23 protein-coding genes are annotated in these 22047 nt (G+C 62.4%); 16 read left to right on the top strand and 7 right to left on the bottom strand.

Features of this window, described 5'->3' with window-relative positions; all coding sequences use genetic code 11:
• Positions 1-72 precede the first annotated feature (72 nt).
• Both O3303_RS14820 and O3303_RS14815 read left to right on the top strand, forming a co-directional pair.
• Positions 73-273, top strand: coding sequence for a FeoB-associated Cys-rich membrane protein (locus tag O3303_RS14820; RefSeq protein WP_269559169.1), 201 nt, complete (start codon positions 73-75; stop codon positions 271-273).
• A 123-nt stretch (positions 274-396) separates the two neighbouring features.
• Complete coding sequence (locus O3303_RS14815) at positions 397-738, top strand: hypothetical protein (protein WP_269559168.1); 342 nt, start codon at positions 397-399, stop codon at positions 736-738.
• Between the two features lie 81 nt (positions 739-819).
• Here O3303_RS14815 and O3303_RS14810 read toward each other — a convergent pair whose 3' ends face one another.
• The 4 genes from O3303_RS14810 to radA form a co-directional block, all read right to left on the bottom strand.
• Complete coding sequence (locus O3303_RS14810) at positions 820-1734, bottom strand: mechanosensitive ion channel family protein (protein ID WP_269559167.1); 915 nt, start codon at positions 1732-1734, stop codon at positions 820-822.
• A 140-nt stretch (positions 1735-1874) separates the two neighbouring features.
• Positions 1875-2897, bottom strand: a complete 1023-nt coding sequence (locus tag O3303_RS14805; protein ID WP_269559166.1) for an SPASM domain-containing protein — start codon at positions 2895-2897, stop codon at positions 1875-1877.
• A gap of 104 nt (positions 2898-3001) precedes the next feature.
• Complete coding sequence (locus tag O3303_RS14800; RefSeq protein ID WP_269559165.1) at positions 3002-4471, bottom strand: TlpA family protein disulfide reductase; 1470 nt, start codon at positions 4469-4471, stop codon at positions 3002-3004.
• Positions 4472-4663: 192 nt separating this feature from the next.
• Positions 4664-6046: a DNA repair protein RadA gene (gene radA / locus O3303_RS14795; protein ID WP_269559164.1), complete on the bottom strand. Its 1383-nt coding sequence runs from the start codon at positions 6044-6046 to the stop codon at positions 4664-4666.
• Between the two features lie 172 nt (positions 6047-6218).
• Here radA and O3303_RS14790 point away from each other — a divergent pair, with 172 nt between their 5' ends.
• The 3 genes from O3303_RS14790 (at position 6219) to O3303_RS14780 (ending at position 8816) form a co-directional block, all read left to right on the top strand.
• Positions 6219-6764, top strand: a complete 546-nt coding sequence (locus O3303_RS14790; RefSeq protein WP_269559163.1) for a Riean_0653 family protein — start codon at positions 6219-6221, stop codon at positions 6762-6764.
• 98 nt (positions 6765-6862) lie between these two features.
• Positions 6863-7474: an RNA polymerase sigma factor gene (locus tag O3303_RS14785; protein WP_044015269.1), complete on the top strand. Its 612-nt coding sequence runs from the start codon at positions 6863-6865 to the stop codon at positions 7472-7474.
• Positions 7461-8816: a TonB family protein gene (locus O3303_RS14780; RefSeq protein WP_269559162.1), complete on the top strand. Its 1356-nt coding sequence runs from the start codon at positions 7461-7463 to the stop codon at positions 8814-8816. The genes O3303_RS14785 and O3303_RS14780 overlap by 14 nt, the downstream gene beginning before the upstream one ends.
• A gap of 145 nt (positions 8817-8961) precedes the next feature.
• Here the strand turns inward: O3303_RS14780 and O3303_RS14775 are convergent, their stop codons facing one another.
• Positions 8962-9249 (bottom strand): hypothetical protein, encoded by a 288-nt coding sequence (locus tag O3303_RS14775; protein WP_269559161.1) that lies wholly within the window; start codon positions 9247-9249, stop codon positions 8962-8964.
• A 193-nt stretch (positions 9250-9442) separates the two neighbouring features.
• Between O3303_RS14775 and fumC the strand changes: the two genes are divergently transcribed.
• From fumC to O3303_RS14740, 7 genes are all read left to right on the top strand, one after another.
• Complete coding sequence (gene fumC / locus O3303_RS14770) at positions 9443-10849, top strand: class II fumarate hydratase (protein WP_269559160.1); 1407 nt, start codon at positions 9443-9445, stop codon at positions 10847-10849.
• A gap of 129 nt (positions 10850-10978) precedes the next feature.
• A complete protein-coding gene (locus O3303_RS14765; RefSeq protein ID WP_269559159.1) occupies positions 10979-11164 on the top strand; it encodes a hypothetical protein in 186 nt (61 codons plus the stop codon).
• A gap of 10 nt (positions 11165-11174) precedes the next feature.
• Positions 11175-11768, top strand: a complete 594-nt coding sequence (locus O3303_RS14760; protein ID WP_269559158.1) for a GNAT family N-acetyltransferase — start codon at positions 11175-11177, stop codon at positions 11766-11768.
• Positions 11755-12165, top strand: a complete 411-nt coding sequence (locus O3303_RS14755; RefSeq protein ID WP_269559157.1) for a diacylglycerol kinase family protein — start codon at positions 11755-11757, stop codon at positions 12163-12165. The genes O3303_RS14760 and O3303_RS14755 overlap by 14 nt, the downstream gene beginning before the upstream one ends.
• A gap of 134 nt (positions 12166-12299) precedes the next feature.
• Complete coding sequence (locus O3303_RS14750; protein ID WP_269559156.1) at positions 12300-12773, top strand: DUF6970 domain-containing protein; 474 nt, start codon at positions 12300-12302, stop codon at positions 12771-12773.
• Positions 12774-12898: 125 nt separating this feature from the next.
• Positions 12899-13408 carry a DinB family protein gene (locus O3303_RS14745; protein WP_269559155.1) on the top strand — a complete coding sequence of 170 codons (510 nt, stop codon included), beginning with the start codon at positions 12899-12901 and terminating at the stop codon, positions 13406-13408.
• Positions 13409-13544: 136 nt separating this feature from the next.
• Positions 13545-14168, top strand: a complete 624-nt coding sequence (locus tag O3303_RS14740; protein ID WP_269559154.1) for a thioredoxin family protein — start codon at positions 13545-13547, stop codon at positions 14166-14168.
• A 76-nt stretch (positions 14169-14244) separates the two neighbouring features.
• Here O3303_RS14740 and O3303_RS14735 read toward each other — a convergent pair whose 3' ends face one another.
• Entirely contained in the window at positions 14245-17373 is a 3129-nt protein-coding gene (locus tag O3303_RS14735; RefSeq protein ID WP_269559153.1) for an AsmA family protein, read from the bottom strand.
• Positions 17374-17725: 352 nt separating this feature from the next.
• On the opposite strand from O3303_RS14735, the gene O3303_RS14730 reads away from it, so the two are divergent.
• The gene (locus tag O3303_RS14730; protein WP_269559152.1) at positions 17726-18781 is read left to right on the top strand and encodes a PorP/SprF family type IX secretion system membrane protein; all 1056 of its coding nucleotides are present in this window, start codon (positions 17726-17728) and stop codon (positions 18779-18781) included.
• A gap of 67 nt (positions 18782-18848) precedes the next feature.
• Positions 18849-20096: a gliding motility lipoprotein GldJ gene (gene gldJ / locus O3303_RS14725; protein WP_269559151.1), complete on the top strand. Its 1248-nt coding sequence runs from the start codon at positions 18849-18851 to the stop codon at positions 20094-20096.
• A 183-nt stretch (positions 20097-20279) separates the two neighbouring features.
• Here the strand turns inward: gldJ and O3303_RS14720 are convergent, their stop codons facing one another.
• Positions 20280-20984, bottom strand: coding sequence for a ComF family protein (locus O3303_RS14720; protein ID WP_269559150.1), 705 nt, complete (start codon positions 20982-20984; stop codon positions 20280-20282).
• 242 nt (positions 20985-21226) lie between these two features.
• Here O3303_RS14720 and O3303_RS14715 point away from each other — a divergent pair, with 242 nt between their 5' ends.
• Both O3303_RS14715 and O3303_RS14710 read left to right on the top strand, forming a co-directional pair.
• The gene (locus O3303_RS14715) at positions 21227-21604 is read left to right on the top strand and encodes a carboxymuconolactone decarboxylase family protein (protein ID WP_044018485.1); all 378 of its coding nucleotides are present in this window, start codon (positions 21227-21229) and stop codon (positions 21602-21604) included.
• Entirely contained in the window at positions 21601-21966 is a 366-nt protein-coding gene (locus O3303_RS14710; protein ID WP_434086401.1) for a hypothetical protein, read from the top strand. The genes O3303_RS14715 and O3303_RS14710 overlap by 4 nt, the downstream gene beginning before the upstream one ends.
• Positions 21967-22047 lie beyond the last annotated feature (81 nt).

Below are 22047 nucleotides of genomic sequence, written 5' to 3'. Positions count from 1 at the left end.
GACGGCGCCTGCGGCAGGCCGCCTTCCGCTCACACCAAACTTTTACTGCGGCATCGTAGTTTTGCGGGTACTATGTGGATGCAAACTCTCATCATCGGGCTGCTCTTCGCGGCGGCGGCGTTCTACGTGGGCCGGCTATTCTGGCGGGCCTTCTTCGACAAAACCCAGGCCGGCTGCGCCAAAGGCTGCGGCGGGGCCTGCTCCACCATTGATGTCGACCGGCTGCAGCGCACTATCGAGCTGGCGGCCTCCCGCCCCGACGCCGGCAAATAGGCCGGTTTTCTTCCCGAAAATTAAAGCAACCCGCCCCCGTACCGGCCTCGTATAGCCGGTGCGGGGGCGTTGCAGTTGCCCCTGTTTCCACGGCCTGTTTCCACCCTCGCATACCACACAACCATGCAAGACAAAGAAGAAGAACGCTCCCTCGTGAAAGTAGAGCAGCAGCTCACCAAAGACGGTTTCACGGCTGATTTCCGGGTGGCAGATGGCCGGCTGTTTCCTTTCGGCGACGACCGCAGCAAGGGCTACGCACCCGGTGAGGTAACCATCGTGGATTTCTACCGCTTCGAGGGCGAAAGTAACCCCGACGACATGTCCATCCTCTACGCCATCAAAACGGCTGACGGCGTGAAAGGCACCATTTCCACCGCTTTCGGCACCTATGCCGACGGCGACGTGGACGAGTTCCTGCGCACAGTAGAAGACCTCGGCAAAGACCTGGACAAGAACCATAAGTAAGCGGCCGGCTTCGGCCCCGCTCCGCATAAAAAAGGCGTCCGGAATTCGTTCCGGGCGCCTTTTTGTGTGTCTGAAGGATGGCTAGGCTTTCGGCGTTTCCGGCGGGTCGGCTGGCGGCGGGGCCAGCCGGCGCAGTACCGTTTCCGGCACGTCCAGCGTCCGGATCGGGAACGGAATGACGATGCCGGCCGCGTCGAAGGCGCGCTTGATGCGCATGATGGCCTCGCTCTTGGCCGACACGTAGTCGAGCTGCCGCTCAAACGGCACCCAGAACCGCACCTGAAACGCAATGGCACTCTCGCCGAACTCGGTGAACATCACATCGGGCTGGCGTTCGGGGGCCAGGTTGGGCACGTCGCGGATGGCGGCCAGCGCCACGTTGCGCACCTCGTCCAGGTCGGCATCGTAGGTTACGCCGCAGTCCACATCCACGCGCCGAAAGCTGTTGATGGTGAAGTTGATGAGGGCGTTTTCGAACACCTTGCGGTTGGGCACGCGTACCAGCTCGCCGGTAGCTTGGCGCAGGTCGGTGGTGCGCAGGCTTACGCGCTCCACCAGACCGGTGTAGTCGTTGGTCTTGATGACGTCGCCGACCGTGAACGGCCGCTGCAGCACCAGAATGATGCCGCTGATAAAGTTGGCCGCAATGTCCTGAAACGCAAAGCCCAGCGCCAGCCCGATAATGCCCACGCCCGCTAGCAGCGACGTGACGGTTTTCTGCAGATTGAGCACCTCCAGCACGAAGAACAGCCCGATGAGCAGCACCAGCACATAGCTGAGCGTGGCCACCAAATCGCGCAGGGCGGTGCTGGGCGAGATGCGCGGAAAAACGCTGATGATGAGGCGTTTGCTTAGTCGTGCCGCGTAGAGCGTGGCCACCAGTACTAGGGCCGCAATCAGCAGATTGGGCAGCATCACAATGAACTCCTGGCCCCAGCCAATCAGCTTGCGGGTCAGCATAGTAAAGGCTTTGTCGATCTGGGTCAGGCCGAACATAGAAACGGGCAGTAAGGTGAGCAATACGGCAAGATAGAAACCAGGCCACACGCACGCACGGCCGCTACGCCGTGCCGTAGCGCGAACTTTGTAGTTCGCGCCGCCGCGCCGTTCGCGCTACTGGCGCGGTCACCAGCGAGTTAGCCCCAGACCTTGGTGCCCTCGGTGCAGTTGCGGCACATGTCTATCTGGTCGCGGCCTTTGAGCAGGGAGGCCCGGAACTGGCGGTATTTGGGGCCGTGCCAGAGCTGGCGGAAGGTTTGGGTTTTCAGGTCGCCGAGGCGGTACTCGGCGTCTTTGTCGAAGCAGCAGGGCACCACGAGGCCGTCCCAGGTTATCACGCAACTGTGCCACATCTTCCAGCAGTGGTTGAGCAGCCGGTTCTTGATGCTCCAGGTGCCGTCCTGGTTGTTTTCGTAGCGCGAGTAATAGTCGATGGTCGGAATCAGCGGCGAGCCGTGCTGGTAGTCGTAGATCTGGGCCGTCTTGAACCACACGTCATCCACGCCCATGTCCTTGGCCATCTGCCGGGCTTCGTCCATCTGGTGCTCATTGGGGCGCACCACTAGAAACTGGAACACCACCCGCGGCGTCTGGCTTTTCAGCTCCCGCCGCCACTTAATCAGGTTGCGGGTTCCTTCCAACACCTTGTCGAGCTTGCCGCCCACGCGGTACTGCTGGTACACGTCCTGGGTAGTTCCGTCGAGGGAGATGATGAGCCGGTCGAGGCCGCTTTCCACGGTGCGGCGGGCGTTGTGGTCGTTGAGGTAATGGGCGTTGGTGCTGGTAGCGGTATAGATGCCCTTGTCGGCGGCATACTTCACCAGATCCAGGAAGTTGGGGTGCAGGTACGGCTCGCCCTGGAAGTAGAAAATCAAATACCACAGCCGCGAGGCCACCTCATCGATGGTTTTGCGGAACAGCTCGTCGGGCAGCATGCCGGTGGGCCGGGTGAAGCTGCGCAGGCCGCTGGGGCACTCCGGGCAGCGCAGGTTGCAGCTGGTTGTCGGCTCGAAGCTGAGGGCCACCGGCAGGCCCCAGTGGCGCGCCTTGCCCGTGAGCTTGCTCAGGGCGTAGCCGCCCACCACCTGCGCCGCATTCCAGACGCGGCGCGGCGTAGCTTTCGAAAGAAAAATAACGGAGTCGGTGAGCAGAGAGGCCATGCGGCAGTAAAGGTAGGGGCTGGCACGCTGCCACCCCCGATAGCAACAAAAACGCCTTCTGCCAGGGCAGAAGGCGTTTTTCAAGTATAGAAAAGAGGTAGTGCTTACTTGGCCGTTTCGTTGGAGAGCAGGCTGGTGTAGGTGCTGGCCTTGCCAAACGACTCCTTGATTTCGTCGACGGCGGCGCGGCTGCTCAGGCGCTTGGGCTTGGTGTTGAGGAAGGTGCCGTCCTCGGCCAGCAGGAAGTAGGCCGGCACATCATCGAGGGCGTAAGCGCGCAGAATGGGGCTGCGCATGCCGCCGGCGGCGCGGGCCTGCACGCCCGGCAGGCGCTTGCTGGTCACGAGCTGCTTCCAAGCGCCTTCGTTTTCGTCGAGGGCAATGTTGATGAACACGATGTTCTTGCCCTCAAACTTCTTGGCCAGATCGGCGGCGTACGGCAGGTCGCGCAAGCTCAGGCCGCTGGTGGTGCGCCAGAAATTGAGGTACACCAGCTTGCCCCGGAAGTCGCGCAAGCTCACCGAGTCGCCGTTGACGGTCTGCAGCCGGAACTCCGGTGCCGGCGCGCCAATGGCAAAGGCCTTGTGGGTATCGAAGTCCTGCTGCAACACCGGGGCGTAGCGGTTTTTGGTATCAATGGTGCGGAAATCGGCCAGCATAGCCGCCGACTGCTTCACGTGCCCAAACCGGAATGACTCCTGCAGCACCCGGCCCATGATGATAGGCCGCACGGGGCCGCTGAGCTGGTTTTTAGCGATGTCGTAGCAGGCCTGGTAGAAGTCGGGGTGGGTGCGGAGCTTGCCGTTGCTGTTGGCCAGGTAGTGGACGTAGTTGAGCAGAAACTCCTGGTACATCTCACTCTGCATGGCCTGAGCGTTGTTGGTCAGGCTCTTGTCGTTGAGGAACTCGTAGAACGTCGGCGACATTTTCAGGCGGCCCTCGGTGGCTACCACCTGCTCGCGCAGATCCGGGAACGTCAGCCGGTCGTTGGCGTAGCTGTAGTCGATTTCAGCCTTGGCATATTGCCGAAACGCCTCGCTGAACTTGTTGTCTTCCAGCGCGTTCTTCAGAAACTTGCTTTCCTCCTTGCGGCGGTAGTCCAGAAACGACAGAAAGCCAGGCTCGTAGAGCATGATGTTGTCGGGCAGGGCCTGAAAACCATCATTTTCAATGAACTGCTCCGTCACGTCGGTCAGGTAGGTGTTGGCGTCGGCGCCCTTGCCTTTGTAGCGCACCGAGCCCGCCATGTTGCTGCCCCGGAAGCGGATGTCCAGCGCGTCGCCGGGCTCCAGAAACAGGTCGGCCACGTCGTCGCCGTACACGAGGTCGGCGCGGGCGGGACCGTCGAGCTTGAGGGCCATCCGGAACTCGCCTTTGTCATCGAGGCGGGCGTAGGTGATCTGCTCCTTGGGGTCGAGGGGGTTTTCGCGGACCGATACGGCGATGGTGTCGTTGGTGCGGCCGCTTACTTTGCCGGTGAGCGTGACCGTACCCTGGGCCTGCGCCCCTGAAGAGAGGGCAGTGAGGCCCGCAGCCAGCAGCCACCCGGCGAGAAAGCGAATAGAGTATGACATCAGAACGGGTATTGCAGGAACTAGCGTCGGAACCGGACCGCTGGCAGGGGCTGCAGCGGTAAGCTGGACAGTGTCCCTATTCGCGGTAAAAGTCAATTCCTGTACCGAAGATACGGGTTTTGGGTTGTGATAGTCCAATCCGAATTATGTCTTTTTTTCGTACCGCACTACCACCCCGGTTTTTTGGCGGATTTATCCAAACAAACCCTGCAATACTTCATCCAGGCGGCCCGCCGGCTGCACCCGAATCCCATATCGGGCCAGATCGAGGCCGCGGGCGTTGTACTGGGAGATGTACATTTCGGCGAAGCCCAGCTTCTCCGCCTCACTCAGGCGCTGGTCGAGGCGGCTCACGGCCCGGATTTCGCCGCTCAGCCCCACTTCCGCCGCCAGGCACACTTCGCCCCGGATAGGCAAGTCGTTGAGCGACGACACCACGGCGGCGCACACGGCCAGGTCCAGCGCGGGGTCGTCGAGGCGCAGGCCGCCGGCAATGTTGAGGAACACGTCGTGCTGGCCGAGGCGCAGGCCGCTGCGCTTCTCCAGTACCGCCAGCAGCATCTGTAAGCGCTTGGCATCGAAGCCCGTAGCCGACCGCTGGGGCGTGCCGTAGGTGGCGGGCGTCACGAGGGCCTGCACTTCCACCAGCAGCGGGCGGTTGCCTTCCAGCGTGGCCCCGATGGCCATGCCGCTGAGGCTTTCGGCGCGCTGCGAGAGCAGGATTTCGGAGGGGTTGCTCACCTGCCGCAGCCCCGAGCCCTGCATCTCGTAGATGCCCAGCTCGGAGGTGCTGCCGAAGCGGTTTTTGGTGGTGCGCAGGATGCGGTAGCTCAGGTGCCGGTCGCCCTCAAACTGCAGCACGGTGTCCACCATGTGCTCCAGGATTTTGGGGCCCGCAATGGAGCCGTCCTTGGTGATGTGGCCGATGAGCAGCACCGGCACGCCGGTTTCCTTGGCGTACTTGAGCAGCTCCTGGGTGCACTCGCGCACCTGGCTCACGGAGCCCGCCCCCGACTCCACCAGCTGCGAGTGCAGCGTCTGGATGGAATCGACGATGACCACGTTGGGTTGCAGCGCGTCGATCTGCTTGAAGATGTTCTGGGTGTTGGTTTCGGTGAGGATGTAGCAGTTGGGGTGCTGCTCGCCGAGGCGCTCGGCGCGCATCTTGATCTGCTGCTCGCTTTCCTCGCCCGAGATGTAGAGCACCTTCATCTGCGTGAGGCTCATGGCAATCTGGAGCATGAGCGTGCTTTTGCCGATGCCCGGCTCGCCGCCGATGAGCACCAGGGAGCCCGGCACGAGGCCGCCGCCCAGCACCCGGTTCAGCTCGCCGTCGTTGGTATCGAAGCGCGACTCTTCCTCGAAGTGAATCTCGGAGATGACGCGGGGCTTGGCGGCCTTGGTAGTGCCCACCGTGGTGGCGGCTTTCCAGGAGCCGGCCGCCGAGGTGTCTTCCTTCTGGATGACTTCCTCCACGAAGGTGTTCCACTCGCCGCAGCTAGTGCAGCGGCCGAGCCACTTAGCGCTTTGGGCGCCGCAGTTCTGGCAGAAAAATAAGGTCTTGAGCTTGGCCATTCCTAAACAGGTTGGGGAGAATGGGTGTAAGGCAGATTTGCGCCAAAAAGTTTAGCAAGAACGGCATTTGGCGGCAGGTTTCCTTGCTGATGCGCTCCGGCAGGCAGCCGTAAATCTTTGCTACCTTAAGGCTGCCTATCGGCGCCATTTATCCCTGTCTTTATAGCGTTGTATGCGCAAACTATTTCTCTACGCGGCCCTGCTGCTACTCTCGCAATGCTCCAAGTGCAAGGACAACGACCCCTCGCCCGAAGCCCAGCTACCACCCGCCACCCAAACCGGCGCCAACACGTTCGGCTGCCTTGTGAATGGGGAACCGTTCACACCTGCCGGGCGCGTGGGACTTGATCCTAATCTATACTTCGAGTACGATACTACTTTCAACGGAGGGACTTTTACTCTGCAAGCTTTTCGAGCTGCAGACAGACGGCAACAAACTATCATACTAAGGGCTATACCGTTGGCCGGTCTTGGCACCTATTCGTTTGCCCTACCAAATAGTATAGCTCAAATAGCGTATTCAGACACTCGTCTACCAGACCCTTGCGATGAAACATACAGCGAATCAGATTTTGCTTATCGGCAAGGCTCGCTTACCATTACGCGCCTAGACCCAGTAGCAGGTATCGTCTCTGGCACCTTTGAGGTGAAAGTTGTTGCTCTGGGCGGCTGCGACACCATTCGTCTGACCAACGGCCGCTTTGACGTAAGACGGTAATCACCTTTGCCGCTTTCCGGCCACCCGCGCCGCTAAACGCCGCGCTGCCCGTATCTTGGCGGAACCTGGGGGCCGCTGGCTGGCTCTGCTGTTGCGCTATGCTGTTTCGTCGTCGTCCTGTTGCTGCTGCCGAGCTGTCCGATGCGGACCTGCTGCGGCGCTACCACGCCCAGGGCGAGGTGGCCGACCTGGGCGTGCTCTACGAGCGGCACATGAGCGGCGTGCTGGCCATTGCCCGGCGCTACCTCCGCGACGAAGCCGACGCCCAGGATGCCGTGATGCAGCTCTTTGAGCAGCTGGTGCCCAAGCTGCGCCAGCACACCGTGGAGAACTTTCCGCCCTGGCTGCACGCCACCGCCCGCAACCACTGCCTGATGGTGCTGCGGGCCCGCCAACGGGCCGGCCCCGCGCTGGTGCACTTTTCCGACGAGGCCGGTATGGAATCGGTGGCGGCCCGGCATCTGACCGCCGACGACCCCGCCGACGCCGAGCTGCACGAGCAGCACCTGCAGCAGCTGGAACACACCCTCGCCGAACTGCCCCCCGGTCAGCGCCAGTGCTTGGAGCTGTTTTACCTTGAAAAGAAAAGCTACCGCGAAGTGGCGGCCCTCACCGGCTTCGACCTCAACGCCGTAAAAAGCCACCTCCAAAATGGCAAGCGCAACCTGCGCCGCCTCCTGCAAGCCTCCGCCTCCGATGCCTCGCCCTGACCCAACCTCCGCACCCTCTGCCCCGGCCGGCGCCCACCTGCCGGTGGAGCAGCTGCGCCGGTACGTGGCCGGGCAGCTGCCGCCCGCCGAGGAGCACGCCGTGGAAGCCCACACGCTGGATTGCGCTGTATGCGCCGACATGCTGGAAGGCCTGGAGCTGCAGCCCGCCGCCGCCCACGAGGCCAGCCTGGCCGCGCTGCGCCAGCGCCTGCACACCCGCGTGGCCGAGTTGACTACTGAAACGGCGCCTGAGCCGACCGTAATTCCGCTGTGGGCGTGGCGGCCGCTGGCGGCGGCGGCCGTGCTGCTGATTTCGTTGAGCGTGGTGGGCTGGCTGGCAGTCAGCCGGTTCAGCAGCGCACCCAATTTGGCAGCCCGCACGGCTCCGGAAGCCGCCGCGCGTCAACCTGCTGGCGCGCCCGCCATTGTGCAACCCACCGAGCCGGCAGCAGCAGCTTCTGATTTGGCGGTTGTAACGCCGGCGGTTCCGTCGGCCTCGCCGCTGCGGCGGCCACCTGCAGCGCCAATGCGGCGGGCAGTGGTTGTAGCCGATGCCGACGTGCCCGGTCCGGCGGCTGACCTCGCGTCCGACAGTCAGGTTTCCGGCCTGGGCAGTACGATGGACGTGGCTGCTGTGGCCGCGCCGGATACTGCGGAGAGCAAGTCGGTGGCGGTAGCGGCGGCCGCGGCTCCGGCTAAAGCCCGCATGGCCCGCGTTTCGGTAGCAGCAGCGCCAGCCGCTGCTGAAGCAACGCGCACCGTGCAGGGCCGCATCACCGATATAGCTGGCGTGCCGCTGCCGGGTGCCACGGTGCTGGTGCCCGGTACTCAGAATGGCGCTAGCACGGATGCGGACGGCTCATTTTCGGTGGTCGTGCCGGCCACGACTTCTCAGCTGGCCGTCAGCTCCATCGGCTACACCACCCAGACCCGCGCCCTGCGCCCCACCGATTCCACTTTAGCGCTGGCGCTGGCGCCCGACACCCGGCAGTTGAGCGAGGTGGTCGTGGTGCGCCGCGAGGCCCCGCCGATGCTGCCCAGCATAGCCGCCACCCCGGCCGGCGGCTACCCCGCCCTGCGCAAGTACCTGCGCGACAGCCTCGACTATCCGCAAAAAGCCCTGGACGAGCGCCTGGAAGGAACCGTGCGCGTGCAGCTGCTGGTGGGTACGGATGGCAAGCTGAGCGACTTCAAGGTGCTGCGCAAAGTCTCGCCGGAGTGCGACGCCGAAGCCCTGCGGCTGCTGCAGGAAGGCCCGGCTTGGTTTCCAGCTGTGCAAAGCAACCGCCGCGTCGCCCGCCAAGTGGTCGTGGACGTGCCGTTCAAGATTGTGCAGCGGTAGCGGGATAGTTGAATTAATAGGACGTCATGCAGAGGCCGGAGGCCGAAGCATCTCGCCAGTGTAGTAGAATGAGTTTACTACACTGGCGAGATGCTTCGGCCTCCGGCCTCTGCATGACGGGCGGTAACTACCCGCTAATGCGTCGTTAGCCGCTGTAGCCGCCGCCACTTTCGGGCTCGGTGGCGCTGCCGCCGGCTTTATCGGGCGTGGGCAGCTCGGATTCGGTCTTCAGTTCTACCTGGCTGTAGTCGGGGGCACCATTGCCGGCGGTGGGCACGGGCGTTTCGGCGGTGGCGGCGGCGCCGGATATCCGGGTGCTCGTAGACTCCTTGTTTTCGTGGTTAGGCGGCGTGACGGCAGCGTTCTGGGCCGTGGTGGGCTGGGCGGGCGAAGTGGACAGGGCGTCGGATTCGTCTTCGAAGGTCTTTTTCATGAGGAAGGGCAGAAAATGTGGAGGGAAAGCAACTGGCTGGCTATACGCAGGGGCCGGGCCAGTGGCCGGGCGAGCGGGGCGCAGAATTTGGGGATTTTCCTCGCGCACGGGGCCGGGTTGCGTACTTTTGCCCGGCGGCCCCGGCCGCAGCCTGTTTCCCTGTCACCTCATCCTCTTCTCACCCCACAGAAGCATGACGCAGTTCCGCACCGAGAAAGACACCATGGGCACCGTGCAGGTGCCGGCCGACGCCTACTACGGCGCCCAGACCCAGCGCAGCATCGACAACTTCCAGATTGCCCAGGACATCAACCGGATGCCCAAGGAAATCATCCGCGCCTTCGCCTACCTTAAGAAAGCCGCCGCCCTCACCAACCGCGACGCCGGCATCCTCGACGCCGATAAAGCGGAGCTGATTGGCCGCGTGTGCGACGAAATCCTGGACGGCAAGCTCGATAAGGAGTTTCCGCTGGTGGTGTGGCAGACCGGCTCGGGCACCCAAAGCAACATGAACGTGAACGAGGTGGTGGCCTACCGCGGCCACGTGCTGCAGGGCGGTCAGCTCTCGGATGAGAAGAAGGTACTGGCCCCCAACGACGACGTGAACAAGTCGCAGTCGAGCAACGACACGTTCCCGACGGCCATGCACATTGCGGCCTACAAAATCCTGGTCGAAACCACCATTCCCGGCCTCGAGAAGCTGCGCGACACGCTGAAAAGCAAGTCGGAGCAGTTCATGCACATCGTGAAAATCGGCCGCACCCACCTCATGGACGCCACCCCGCTGACGGTGGGCCAGGAGTTTTCGGGCTACGTGTCGCAGCTCGACCACGGCCTGCGCGCCATCAAGAACACGCTGGCACATTTGAGCGAGCTGGCGCTGGGCGGCACCGCCGTGGGCACCGGCATCAACACGCCCGCCGGCTACTCCGAGAACGTGGCCAAGCACATTGCCGACCTCACCGGCTTGCCATTCATCACGGCTGAAAACAAGTTTGAGGCCCTAGCCGCCCACGACGCCATCGTGGAAGCCCACGGCGCGCTGAAAACGGTGGCGGCTTCGCTGATGAAAATCGGCAACGACATCCGTTTGCTGGCTTCGGGCCCGCGCGCCGGCATCGGCGAGCTGCACATCCCCGACAACGAGCCCGGCTCCAGCATCATGCCCGGCAAGGTGAACCCCACCCAGTGCGAGGCCATGACGATGGTAGCGGCCCAGGTGATGGGCAACGACGTGGCCATCAACATCGGCGGCATGAGCGGCCACTTCGAGCTGAACGTGTTCAAGCCGGTGATGATCTACAACTTCCTGCACTCGGCCCGCCTCATCGGCGACGTGTGCGTGAGCTTCAACGACAAGTGCGCCGTGGGCATCGAGCCCCTGAAAGCCAACATCAAGAAGCACGTGGATAGCAGCCTGATGCTGGTGACGGCCCTCAACCCGCACATCGGCTACTACAAAGCCGCCGAAATTGCCCAAACCGCCCACAAAAACGGCTCGACCCTGAAGGAAACCGCCCTCCAGCTCGGCTACCTCACTGAGGAGCAGTTCGACGAGTGGCTGAAGCCCGAGGACATGGTGGGCGAAATCAAGAAGTAACGCTTAGCGCCCTTGTGTCCACCCGGAACGCCGTTGCCCTGATCTGGGGCAGCGGCGTTTGGTTTTTTCGGGCATCTTTACGGGACACTCTGCTGGTTTTACTCCTTTTGATTATTACCGTCTTCGAACATGAATTTCAACGGCAAACGATTCCTGCTCGCCTTTGTGGGCCTTCTGCTGTTCATCACGCTGATCGAAATCGGGCCGGCATTGTTGCGGGGCGAGGCTATAACTGACTACTACTTTCCAATCTGGGTGATGCCGCTGGCTGCTGGGCTGGCAATGCAGCCTCAACAGAAACCGAAGAAACGCTAGCTCTGCCCGCATGGATTTCGCCCAGGATATCGTTCTTGAAAACAGCCGCGTACGGCTGCGTCCGCTGGCCCTCACCGATTTTGAGGCCCTGCGCCCCCTGGCGGCCGCGCCGGAGCTGTGGGCCTACACCCTCACCCGCGCCGACGACCCCATCAGCCTGGCGGCCTACCTGACCGAGGCCGCCCAAGGCCGTGAGCAGCAGCGCCGCTACCCCTTCCTTGTCCTCGACAAGGAAACCGGCCAGGCGGCTGGCAGCACCAGCTACTACAACGTGGATCTGGCCGACGCCAAGCTTTCCATCGGCTACACTTGGGTGGGGGAGGCGTTTCAGCGCACCGGCCTGAACCGGGCCGCCAAGCACCTTCTGCTGCACTATGCTTTCGAGGAGCTGGGCTGCGAGCGGGTGGAGCTGGAAACCGACGCCCGCAACCATAAGTCGCAGGAGGCGATGCGCCGCATGGGAGCCACTGAGGAAGGCACGCTGCGCAGCCATCGCCGCACCCAGGGCGGTATTCGGCGCGATACGGTCATCTTCAGCGTGCTGCGGAGCGAGTGGAGCCGACTGCGGCAAACTGTTTTTCAGGAGTTCGATGGCCGGGGCTGAGCCGGAAAAAGCCCCGCCGCGTCGGTTTCCGGCGGTGCTGCGGCGCCGGGCGGCCAGCTTCGGCTATGCGCTGCGGGGCGTGGCGGCGGCGTTGCGCACGGAGGTGCATCTGCAGTTTCATGCCGTGGCCACGGTGGCGGTGCTGGTGCTGGGCTGGGTGGTGGGGCTGGCGCGCTGGGAATGGGCGCTGGTGGTGCTGGCCGTGGGGCTGGTCTGGAGCCTGGAGCTGGTGAATACGGCCGTGGAAGCCGTGGTGAATCTGGTGTCGCCGGAGTACCACCCGCTGGCCGGCCGCGCCAAAGACGTGGCCGCCGGGGCCGTGCTGGCCGGGGCCGTAGCCGCCGCCGCCGTGGGCGCGCTAGTGTTTGGCCCGCGCCTGTGGGCGTGGCTTTCTTAGCGGTGGCCGGGCGCCTGTTACTCTACTACCGCTCCCCGGCTCACCAACCCCAGCGCCGGATAGGGCGTAAGCACAGGCCAGTGGTTGGCTTCTCGGCCGCCATCCGTACTTTTGCGCCCTCTTTTCCCGCTGCCATGCGCTCCTTTCTACTGTTGCCAGCCACTGCGCTGGGTGTACTGCTCTGCAGCGTCGGCTGCCAGAAAAACGTGAGTGTCACGACGCCGACCGACACGCCGGCCGGTGGTGGCACGGGCATCACTTCCACGCCGGCTCCGGCCGCCCGCAATACCACCACGCCCGTGCCCGAAGCCCCCGTAGCGCAGTACGATACCACGGCCCGCCCGGGCTGGCTGAAGGCAAAAATCGACGCTCACCTGGCCGAAAACAAGCAGAACCCGCCCATCCAGGTGTTCCGCTACCGCTACAACGGTGCCGTGGTGTACTACGAAACCAGCCCCTGCTGCGACCAGTACACCAACCTCTACGACCAGAAAGGTAAGCTCATCTGCCATCCTGATGGTGGCCTCACGGGCCGCGGCGACGGCAATTGCGCTGACTTCAACAAAAACAAAACCGAAGAAAAGCTGGTGTGGCAGGACCCTCGGTAATGGGCTGATTTTTTGATGGGCTGATGGGCTGATGGGCTGGCTTCTTCAGCGAAAACACCTCAGCCCCACCGGCTCATCAACCCATCAGGAAGCAACACACCAGCACACCAAAGAATCAGTACAGCATGTTCATGATCAATACCATCGACAAACTGGGGGCCTACAATGTGTGGGCCAACGAAACCCTGCTCCGCCACCTCGACGGCCTCGTGGCCAACGGCGCCACCATTCCGGCCAACGTATTGCGGCTGTTCAGCCACGTGCTCAACGCCCAGTCCATCTGGATTGGGCGCCTCACGGGCACGCCCAGCCCCGTGAAAGTATGGCAGGAGCACGACCTGGCCGGCCTGCACCACTGGCACGAGCAGTCCACGGCCCGCTTCTACGGCCTGGCCGCCGCCGCCGACGAAACCGAGCTACTGCGCCTCATCAGCTACACCAACTCGGTGGGGGAGAGCTTTACCAGCCAGGTGTCCGACATCTTCACGCACCTGCCCATCCACGGCAACTACCACCGCGGCCAGGTGGCCATCAAGCTGCGCGAGCAGGGCCTGGAGCCCATCAACACCGACTACATCACCTACTGCCGCGAGCTGTCGGCGAAGGCCCAGGCCGCCGACGTGCCCAGCCTGTAAGCAAAATCCCGGTTTGCGGGTTATACCGAAGCCTTTTCAGGAATTCCTGGAAAGGCTTCGGCTTTTTTTAGCCACAACCAGGCACCGCCGCCGCCGTGCCGCCTGCGTATGTAGTGCTGCTAACCCTGTTTCCTGCATGACCACCGAACCCACCACCCAGCCTGTTCTCACGCCCGAGCGCCTCGCCTCGGCCCATACCTACGCCCGCTACCGCCAGCTGATCGACGAGCTGCAGGCCGACGGCAAAACCACCGGCCCCCAGCAAAGCCCGGAGCTGACCGAGTACACCCACCTCAACGTGCAGCGCATGCAGCGCCTCGACAAAACCACCCGCGTGCTGCCCGAGCTGGCGGCCGCCGTGCAGGCCCTGCCGCAGCGCTACGAGTGGCTGATCATCACGGAAGGCTGGTGCGGCGACGCGGCCCAGATTGTGCCCGTGCTGGAAGCCGTGGCCCAGGTCTCGGGCGGCAACATCCGCACCCACTATCTGCTGCGCGACGAAAACCCGGACCTCATGGACCGCTACCTCACCAACGGCGCCCGCTCCATCCCGCAGCTGGTGGTATTGCACGCCGATACGCTCACCGAGGCCGCCCACTGGGGCCCGCGCCCTGCGCCCACCCAAACGCTGCTGCTCGACCTGAAAGCCCAGGGCGCCACCCACGAGGAGTACGCCGAGAAAATCCACGGCTGGTACGCCAAAGACAAAACCCAGACCACCCAGCACGAGCTGCTGGACTTGGTGCAAAAGCTGCGCTAGAACGCCCGCCGGCCAATAAAAAGCGCCCCGTAGCTGTTGCTGCGGGGCGCTTTTTGCGTGTGTGCGGTCGAGAGGGTTAGCCGCCGGTTTTGGCCGTGTCCGGCTTGGTGGGCTCCGGGTCGGCGGGCTTGGGGTCGGCGGGGGCCGGGGTGGGGTCGGGAGCCGGCGCCGGAGTGGCGGGTTTGGCTGGCTGGGCTTTTGGCTTGCCGAACAGCGAGTTGAGGCCTTTGGTGGCCTGCTCTTTCAACTTGGCCTGGGCTTCGAGGCGGCGCTTTTCGATTTCCAGCTGGGCCTTGTTCTGCAGCTCCAGCTGCTTGCGCTGCAGCTCGCGCTGCAGGCTGTCCTGCGCCACTTTGGCTTTGGCCTGCAGCTGCACCCTGGCGTCGTCGACCTTGGCCTGCACAATGTTGCTGACGATGTCCTTGGCCTGCGCCTTCACGCTGCCGGTGGTCAGCTTCACCTGCGGGTTGCTCACGGTGCCCCCGATGGTGAGGCCCAGCGTCACGCGCTCCGTGCCCTTGATGTCGGAAACGCCGGTGAGGCGCGTGAGCTGGCCGCTGAGCTGGCTGCCGAGCTTGCCGGTGGGCACGTTCAGGGCCGTCACGTACTCCAGGCCGCCGCTGCTGATGTTGTTGGAGCCGCCCACGGTCATCTTCACCTGGCCCACGGTCAGGTCGAAGGGCTTCACAATGAAGTTGCCGTTGAGGATTTCGGCGGCCACATCCTTGTTGTTCACCGCAAAGCTCTTCAGCTCCTGAAACTGCGTGAGGCTGCTGATTTTGGCCAGCACCGGCGAGCCGCTCACGGCCGCCCGCACCACCTCAAAAAGGCCCTTGCCAGTGAGCGTGCTGTAGTTGGGCATCATGTCGGGGCCCATTTCGCCGCTCACGCTGAAGTTGGTGGAGAAGATGCCTTCCAGGTTGTCGGCCAGCGGCACCAGCGTCTTGATGGAGTTGAAGGCCGAAAAAGCGTTCTGGAAGTTCAGGTTCTTGATGTTCAGCCCGAAGTTGAATTTGGGGTGCGCCAGGTTTTTGCTGCTGTACGAGCCGGTGGTGGCAAACGCGCCGCCCAGCGTGTTAAACGTCAGGCCGTTGAGCGTGGCCGTCTGGTCGCGCACGCCCACCGTGCCCTTCACGTTATCGAGCTTGAGGTTGTCGTAAATCACCTGGCCCACGGTGGTGTTCAGGGTCAGGTCTAACTCCTTCGGAATCTGCAGCACGCCGTCGGCCTTGGTGGCGGCGGCGGGGGCTTTGGTGGCGGCCGTGGCTCCCTTGCTCGGCGCCGCCGTCACCTCGTCCACCATCCACTCGTTCACGTTGAAGCGCTGCGAGTTCACCGTCAGGTTGCCGCGCAGCGGCTGGCCGGGCACAAACAGGTAGCCCATGTAGTTGCTGATGGTGCCCAAGGCGGCAATATCCGACGAGCCCACAAAGCCAGCCATATTCTGCAGCACGATCTTGTCGTTGTTGAACGTGGCTGTGGCCCGGGTCACGCGCATGCCCTGCGGCAGGTCGGCGCTTTTGTAGGTGATGTTCTGGGCCTGCACCGTGCCCGAGGCCACCACCGTCTGGTAGCGCCCGGCCTCAATGTCGGCCATGTTGCCCTTGGCGGCCACGTTGCCGTTGAGGCGGCCCGTCACGGTCATGCCGTCCAGCGGGAAGATCTTCGTGATTTTGGTGAGGTCTACGGTGCCTTTCACGTCGGCATCGAAGCGCAGCTTGTCCACGCCCTGGGTGCTCACGCGGCCGGCCAGCGGCTCGCCGTCCAGCAGCATCCGGAAGTTGCTGATGTCCACGCGCGTGTCGTTGAGCTGGCCCGTGGGGTTGGTCACCACGCCCGTAACGGCCAGATTCTCAATCGGGGCCGGAAACTGCTTGCTCTTCACGTAGCCGTTGGTCAGGTTCATCTTGGCCTGCACCACCGGCATCTGCGTCTTGGAATACGTGCCTTTGGCCGTGCCATCCACGAACAGCTTGCCGCGCAGCAGCAGATCCTGCACCGGGTACACTTTCATCATCTCGGCCAGGTCCACGTTGGCTTTCACGCGGCCGTCCACCTTCATCGGCTCCAATCCGTCGATGGCCACGTTGCCGTCAATCGGGTTGGCTCCCAGGTCGAGGTGGAACTGCTTCACGTTGACTTTCATGTTGTTGGTGAAGCCCGACGGGTTGTCCACCACCATGTCCACGTTGATGTTCTTGGCCGCCTGCGGCAGCTGCGGATAGTGGAACATGCCGTTTTTCACCTGCAGGTTCACGCCGTAGCCGGGCATTTGCACGTCGTTCTGCACACCCTTGAAATAGCCATCAAACGCCACCTGTCCGCTGGCCTCCACGTCCTTGAACTGCGCGGTGTACACGCCCGGCACTAGGCTCAGAATGTTCTTGAAGTCGGTTTCCAGCGCCTTGAAGGTCAGGTCGTAGGTGATGTCCGTGTCATTCGGCAGCCCGATGGTGCCGGCAAACTGCGCCGGAAAATCGTTGAGCTGCACCTTGTTGTCTTTGAAGGTGAACAACATCTTCTCCAGGTCCATGGCCAGGGTCACGTCGCCGGTCAGCTTCTTGCGCGTCACGTATTCGGTACCGTCGTAGGTCATCGAAAACTCCCGCGCCTCAGTCTGGCTGACCAGGTCGAAGATGTTCTGCTCGAAGTCGCCGGAGCCGGTGTGGTTGAGGCCGCGCAGCTCCATATTAAAAGGAATCGTGCGGTCCTCATAGCGCAGGTGCCCGTCGGTTACTTCCCACTTGCTGATGGCCAAATTAAGCGCCGTCGTGTCCTGCCCTTTGGCCGCGGCGGCCGAATCAGACAGCATCACGTCCCAGTTGGCACGGCCGCTTTTCAGCACCTTCGCGCTGATGTCGGGCCGGTCGAGCACAATGCTTTTGATCTTGATCTGCTCGCCGCTGATGACGCTCATCAGATCCAGCCCCACCCGCAACGACGGCAGGTAGGCCAGCGTGTCGCGTGCAAACGAGTCCTGCCCAATCACGCGCAGCTCATCAATGCCCAGCGCCAGATCCGGAAAAGTGCTGAACAGGGTCAGGCTGACGTTCTCGGGCTTGTACTGCACCTCGGCGTCCACGCGCTGGGCCAGCTGCTTGTCGAGGGCCTGCTTGATTTTGTCTTTGAACAGCAGCGGCGTAAGGGCCACGCCGGCCACCAGCACCACCACGAAAATCAATAAGCCAATCCAGAATTTGCGCATGATAAAAAAGGGTGAGGAGAGAGAATAATCGGCTTTTCGGGGCCCGAGTGGGCCGCAATATGCATCGGCTGCTCCTGCCGTAGCAGAGCCATCGGAGGCGGGGCAAGTTGCATGCCGGTCGTAGCAGGCCCTTCACGCGCCACAGTCCGGAGACCTGCCGGGCATCCAGTTGGTCAGTTGCAAAAGTAGCAGCCTTAGCCCGGCAACGGCCCTGCACTGGTCGCCAAAATGCCCGGGTTAGTCGATTAATGCCAGCGGCATACTGCTAATGAGGCCGGAAAGTGGCAATTTAGTTTTTGCAAAGCCACATTGTTGTGTACGATACCAAGCCAGGCCGGCGTTTAACCTCTTGATGACAGGGCTATTCCGACGCAAAATCAGTTGCCGTTCCGGCCGCTTCCACCGGCCGTTGCTACTGGCGGGGGTGGCTGCTGTGGTGGCGTTGCCCGCCGCCGCCCAGGACCTGTACTTTGCCCAGCCCTACGCCAACCGTCTGCACCAGAACCCCGCTTTCGCCGGCCTCCTCGACGATGCCAGCGTCACGCTCAGCTACCGCAACCAGTTCCCCACGCTGGCCGGCACCTTCACCACCAGTCAGCTCGCCGCCGACTACCGCCTTAAGGACCAGCATAACTCCGTCGGGCTCCTGCTGAACTACGACCGCACCGGTGGCCTGGGCTACACCCGCTTCGAGGTGGGCGGCCTCTACGCCTACCAGACCCGCCTCAATAAGGAGCTGTCGTTTAGCGGCGGCCTGCGCGCCAGCTATGGCAACCAGCGCATCAGCTACGGCAACCTCGTCTTCGGTGACCAGCTTTCCGAAGACGGCACCACGGTCCCTGTCACCGCCGAGCCGCTCGATTTCAACCCCGTCAGCTACCTGAGCGTGGGCACGGGCGTGCTGCTTTACTCCGAGAACTTCTGGGTATCGGTGGCCGGCCATCACCTCAATCAGCCCGACCTCGGGTTTCGCACCCAGGGCACGCTGCCCATCCGCTACGAGCTCAGCACCGGCTATAAGCACTACTTCCTGCAGCGCACCGAGCGCCAGCAGACCCGCGAAATAAGTGTCACGCCCACCGCGCATTACGTGCGGCAGGGCGGCTCCGAGCGGGCCGAAGCCGGATTGTACGCAACCGTGACGCCCCTCACGCTGGGCGCCGTCTACCGCGGCATTCCGCTGCCCGGCGCCCCAAATCCGCAGCAGATCCTGACGGCCATTGCGGGCGTCAGCGTGGGCAGTTTCCGGGTCGGGTATGCTTACGACGTGGCGCTGAGCAGCTTGAGTGCCGATCTGGGCGGCGCGCATGAAATAACTCTGACCCTGCGGGCGTTTGATTCGCTGGATGCCGCCTGGCGTCGCCTCAAACGTCGAAATTCCCCGGCGCCTCCTTGGCCATCGTTCTGAATTGTTGTATTATTGCAGCAACTTGCCTTGCCTAAAACGTTTTCTAACAGGTAGTTTCAACTCAATCATGAATTTTTCCAAGTACCTGCGTTTTGCGGTCGTAGGAGCCTGCGCCCTGGCTTCCTGCAAAAGCGGTCCGCCGACTGCTACTAAACCCGGTAAGTATAGCTCGACTACGGGCATCGATTATAACACCGACGAAGGAATGAAAGTGGCGGATTACGCCGGCATTCCCGAAGGCCCGGGCCTTATCTTTATTGAAGGTGGCCGTACCGTACTCGGCTCGCAGGAAGAGGACGTGACGATGACCCACGACAACGTGGAGCGCACCGTGACCATCGCCTCGTTCTACATGGACGAAGCCGAGGTGGCCAACATCCACTGGCTGGAGTATCTGCATTTTATCCGCAAGGACTCGTCGGAGGAATTCTACCAGTCGGCCCTGCCCGACACCACCGTGTGGGCCCGTGAGCTGTCGTTCAACGACCCGTATGTAGACTACTACCTGCGTTACCCCGGCTTCCGCTTCTTCCCCGTGGTGGGCGTAAGCTGGCTGCAGGCCAACGACTACTGCACCTGGCGTACTTCGAAGGTGAACGAAACGCTGGCTGGCAACTCGGAAGAGAGCAGCGGCGGCGGCGGTGGTCTGTTCAAGCGCAAGAAGAAAGGCGGTGACGCTGCTGAAGGCACCGACAGCGGTGATGGCAAAGCCAAGATTTCCATCGAAAACGGCAACACGCTGCCGAATTACCGTCTGCCCACCGAGGCTGAGTGGGAATACGCTGCGCAGGCACTCATCGGTACGCAGGAAACCGGCAACGAAAACCAGGAAAACAAGCGCATCTACCCATGGGATGGCCGCCAGGTGCGGAACCCTTACGGTGGCAAGATGGGCCAGTTCCTCGCTAACTTCAAGCGGGGCCGTGGTGACTATGCCGGTATTGCCGGCTCGCTCAACGACGGCGCCATGATTACGGAGTACATTTACGCCTACCCGCCGAACGACTACGGCCTGTACAATATGTCGGGCAACGTGAACGAGTGGGTGCAGGATATCTACCGCCCGCTCTCGTTTGAGGACGTGGAAGATCTGAACCCCTTCCGCCGCAACGGCTTCCTCGACCCGTCGGAGAAGTACGACAAGAAAGGCTACCAGTCGCTGATCGACGACCACGTACGCGTGTACAAAGGCGGTTCGTGGCGCGATGTGGCCTACTGGCTGTCGCCCGGCACGCGCCGCTTCATGGCTGAGGACTCGGCTACGGCCACCATCGGCTTCCGCTGCGCCATGATCAACGCTGGTTCGAACAAGTAAGGAGCACGGATTAGCACGGATTTCTCACGGATTACACGGATTTTGTAGTCGATTGATGTTCGTTTAAAACAAAGAGGCTTGCCAACCGGCAAGCCTCTTTTTGTTGTAGTCTGGTTGAAGTAAGCGAATTAGCGCCGTCCACAAAATCCGTGTAATTCGTGAAAGATCCGTGTCAATCCGTGATTAGCGATCCGCGCAGGCAATGGTGGCAATGCTGACTTCACTGGCGCCGGCGGCCAGCAGCGCGGCGGCGCAGGCTTCGAGGGTGGCGCCGGTGGTCAGCACGTCGTCTACTACCAGCACGTGTTTGCCCTGAATGGCCACTACGTCGGCTACTTCGAATACCTCGGCTACGTTTTGCCAGCGCTGCACGCGGTTTTTGCGGGTCTGGGAATCGGTGTGGGCGGTGCGGCGCAGGGCGCTGGCGTGCCAGGGCGTGTGCAGGGCTTCAGCGAGGCCCTCGGCAAACGGGTCGGACTGGTTGAAACCGCGTTTGGCCAGCTTGCGCGGGTGCAGCGGCACCGGCACAATCAGGTCGAAGGTGAAGCCGGCGGCGGCCAGGTCGTGGCCATACCAGCGGCCTAGGGCCAAGCCCACGTCGCGCTGGCCCTGGTACTTGAGCTGGTGCAGCAGGTGCTGCACCCGGCCGCGGCGCAGGAAGCGCAGGTAGCTCAGGGCGTGGCGCACGGGCAGCTTGCCCCAGAAGCGGCGGGCCAGCGGGTTGTCGGCCGGGGGCAGCAGGTGGTAGTCGGTGTAGGGGAGCTGAGCGCGGCATTTGGTGCAGAGGTGGTCTTCGCCGCGGGCCAGCGGCTCCTGGCAGCCCAGGCACACGCGCGGGAAAATCAGGCCCCAGAAATCGGCGAGGATGGTAGCGGCGGTGGCACGCATCGTGGATCGTCCTAACAGGTAGCGAATAAGCCCGGCGGTAACCGCTGGCGAACTTCTGCCTAATTTCGCGGTTAGAACGGGCCGGATTGAAAGTAGCAATTCGCGGCCATAGTTGCCGTAGTATTGTGAAGCTCTTGCTTCGTGTATCGTTGCTTTGGCACGAATACTTTTTCGATAGCGCGTTCAGCCATACGCGAAGCAAAAGCTTCGCGCTACACCTCACTCATTACCTCATCACCGATATGTCACAAGTCACTGAATTCAACGAATACCGCCAGCGCATGAATGAGAAGATCATGGCGGCGGATAACAAGGTTATCAAGCGCTTCTTCAACCTCGACACCAACACCTACCAGGCTGGCGCCGTGGACGTGAAAACCAAGGAAATGCTGGGCCTGGCCTGCTCCATGGTGCTGCGCTGCGACGACTGCATCAAGTACCACCTCGGCAAGTGCTTCGAGGAAAAGCTCACCGACGAGGAAATCTACGAGGTGTTTGCCATTGCCAACCTCATCGGCGGCAGCATTGTGATTCCGCACTTCCGCCGGGCCGTAGAGTACTGGGAGATTCTGAAAACGGAGGCCGTGGAAGCTGCGCCCGAACACCACCACGAGGCATGAGCCTCATGCACCCCGACGAAACCGAAACCCAGTTTGAAGAACGCTGGTACGGTTTCATGAACGACATGCGCGAGCGGTTTGGCAAGAAGCCCGACCTGAACGCGCTGCTCCTACTAATAGGTGTGCAGGAGCTGGGCCAGGGCGCCGGCCCCTTCACCAAAGAGCAGAAGCAGGACCTGATGCACATTGCCACCTGCCGCCTGTTCAGCCTCTCCGGCTACTACGAGCTGGAAAACGTGGACGAGGAAGGCTGGCCACACTTCCGGCTGGTGAAGTCCGTGCCGTTTGCCAGCCTCAAGGAACAGGAACGCATGCTCAAGTGGCACATCCTGGAGTATTTCGCCGAAATGAGCGGCGAGTAAATAGAATACCTGTCACCATACGCCACCTGTCATCCTGAGCTTGCAAAGGACCTTATCACGTTTGGACTACTACTGTCTGAC

Source organism: Hymenobacter canadensis, assembly GCF_027359925.1.
Lineage (GTDB): Bacteria > Bacteroidota > Bacteroidia > Cytophagales > Hymenobacteraceae > Hymenobacter > Hymenobacter canadensis.
The sequence above is the reverse complement of the archived record's forward strand: the minus strand, read 5'-3'. Positions and strand labels throughout refer to the sequence as shown.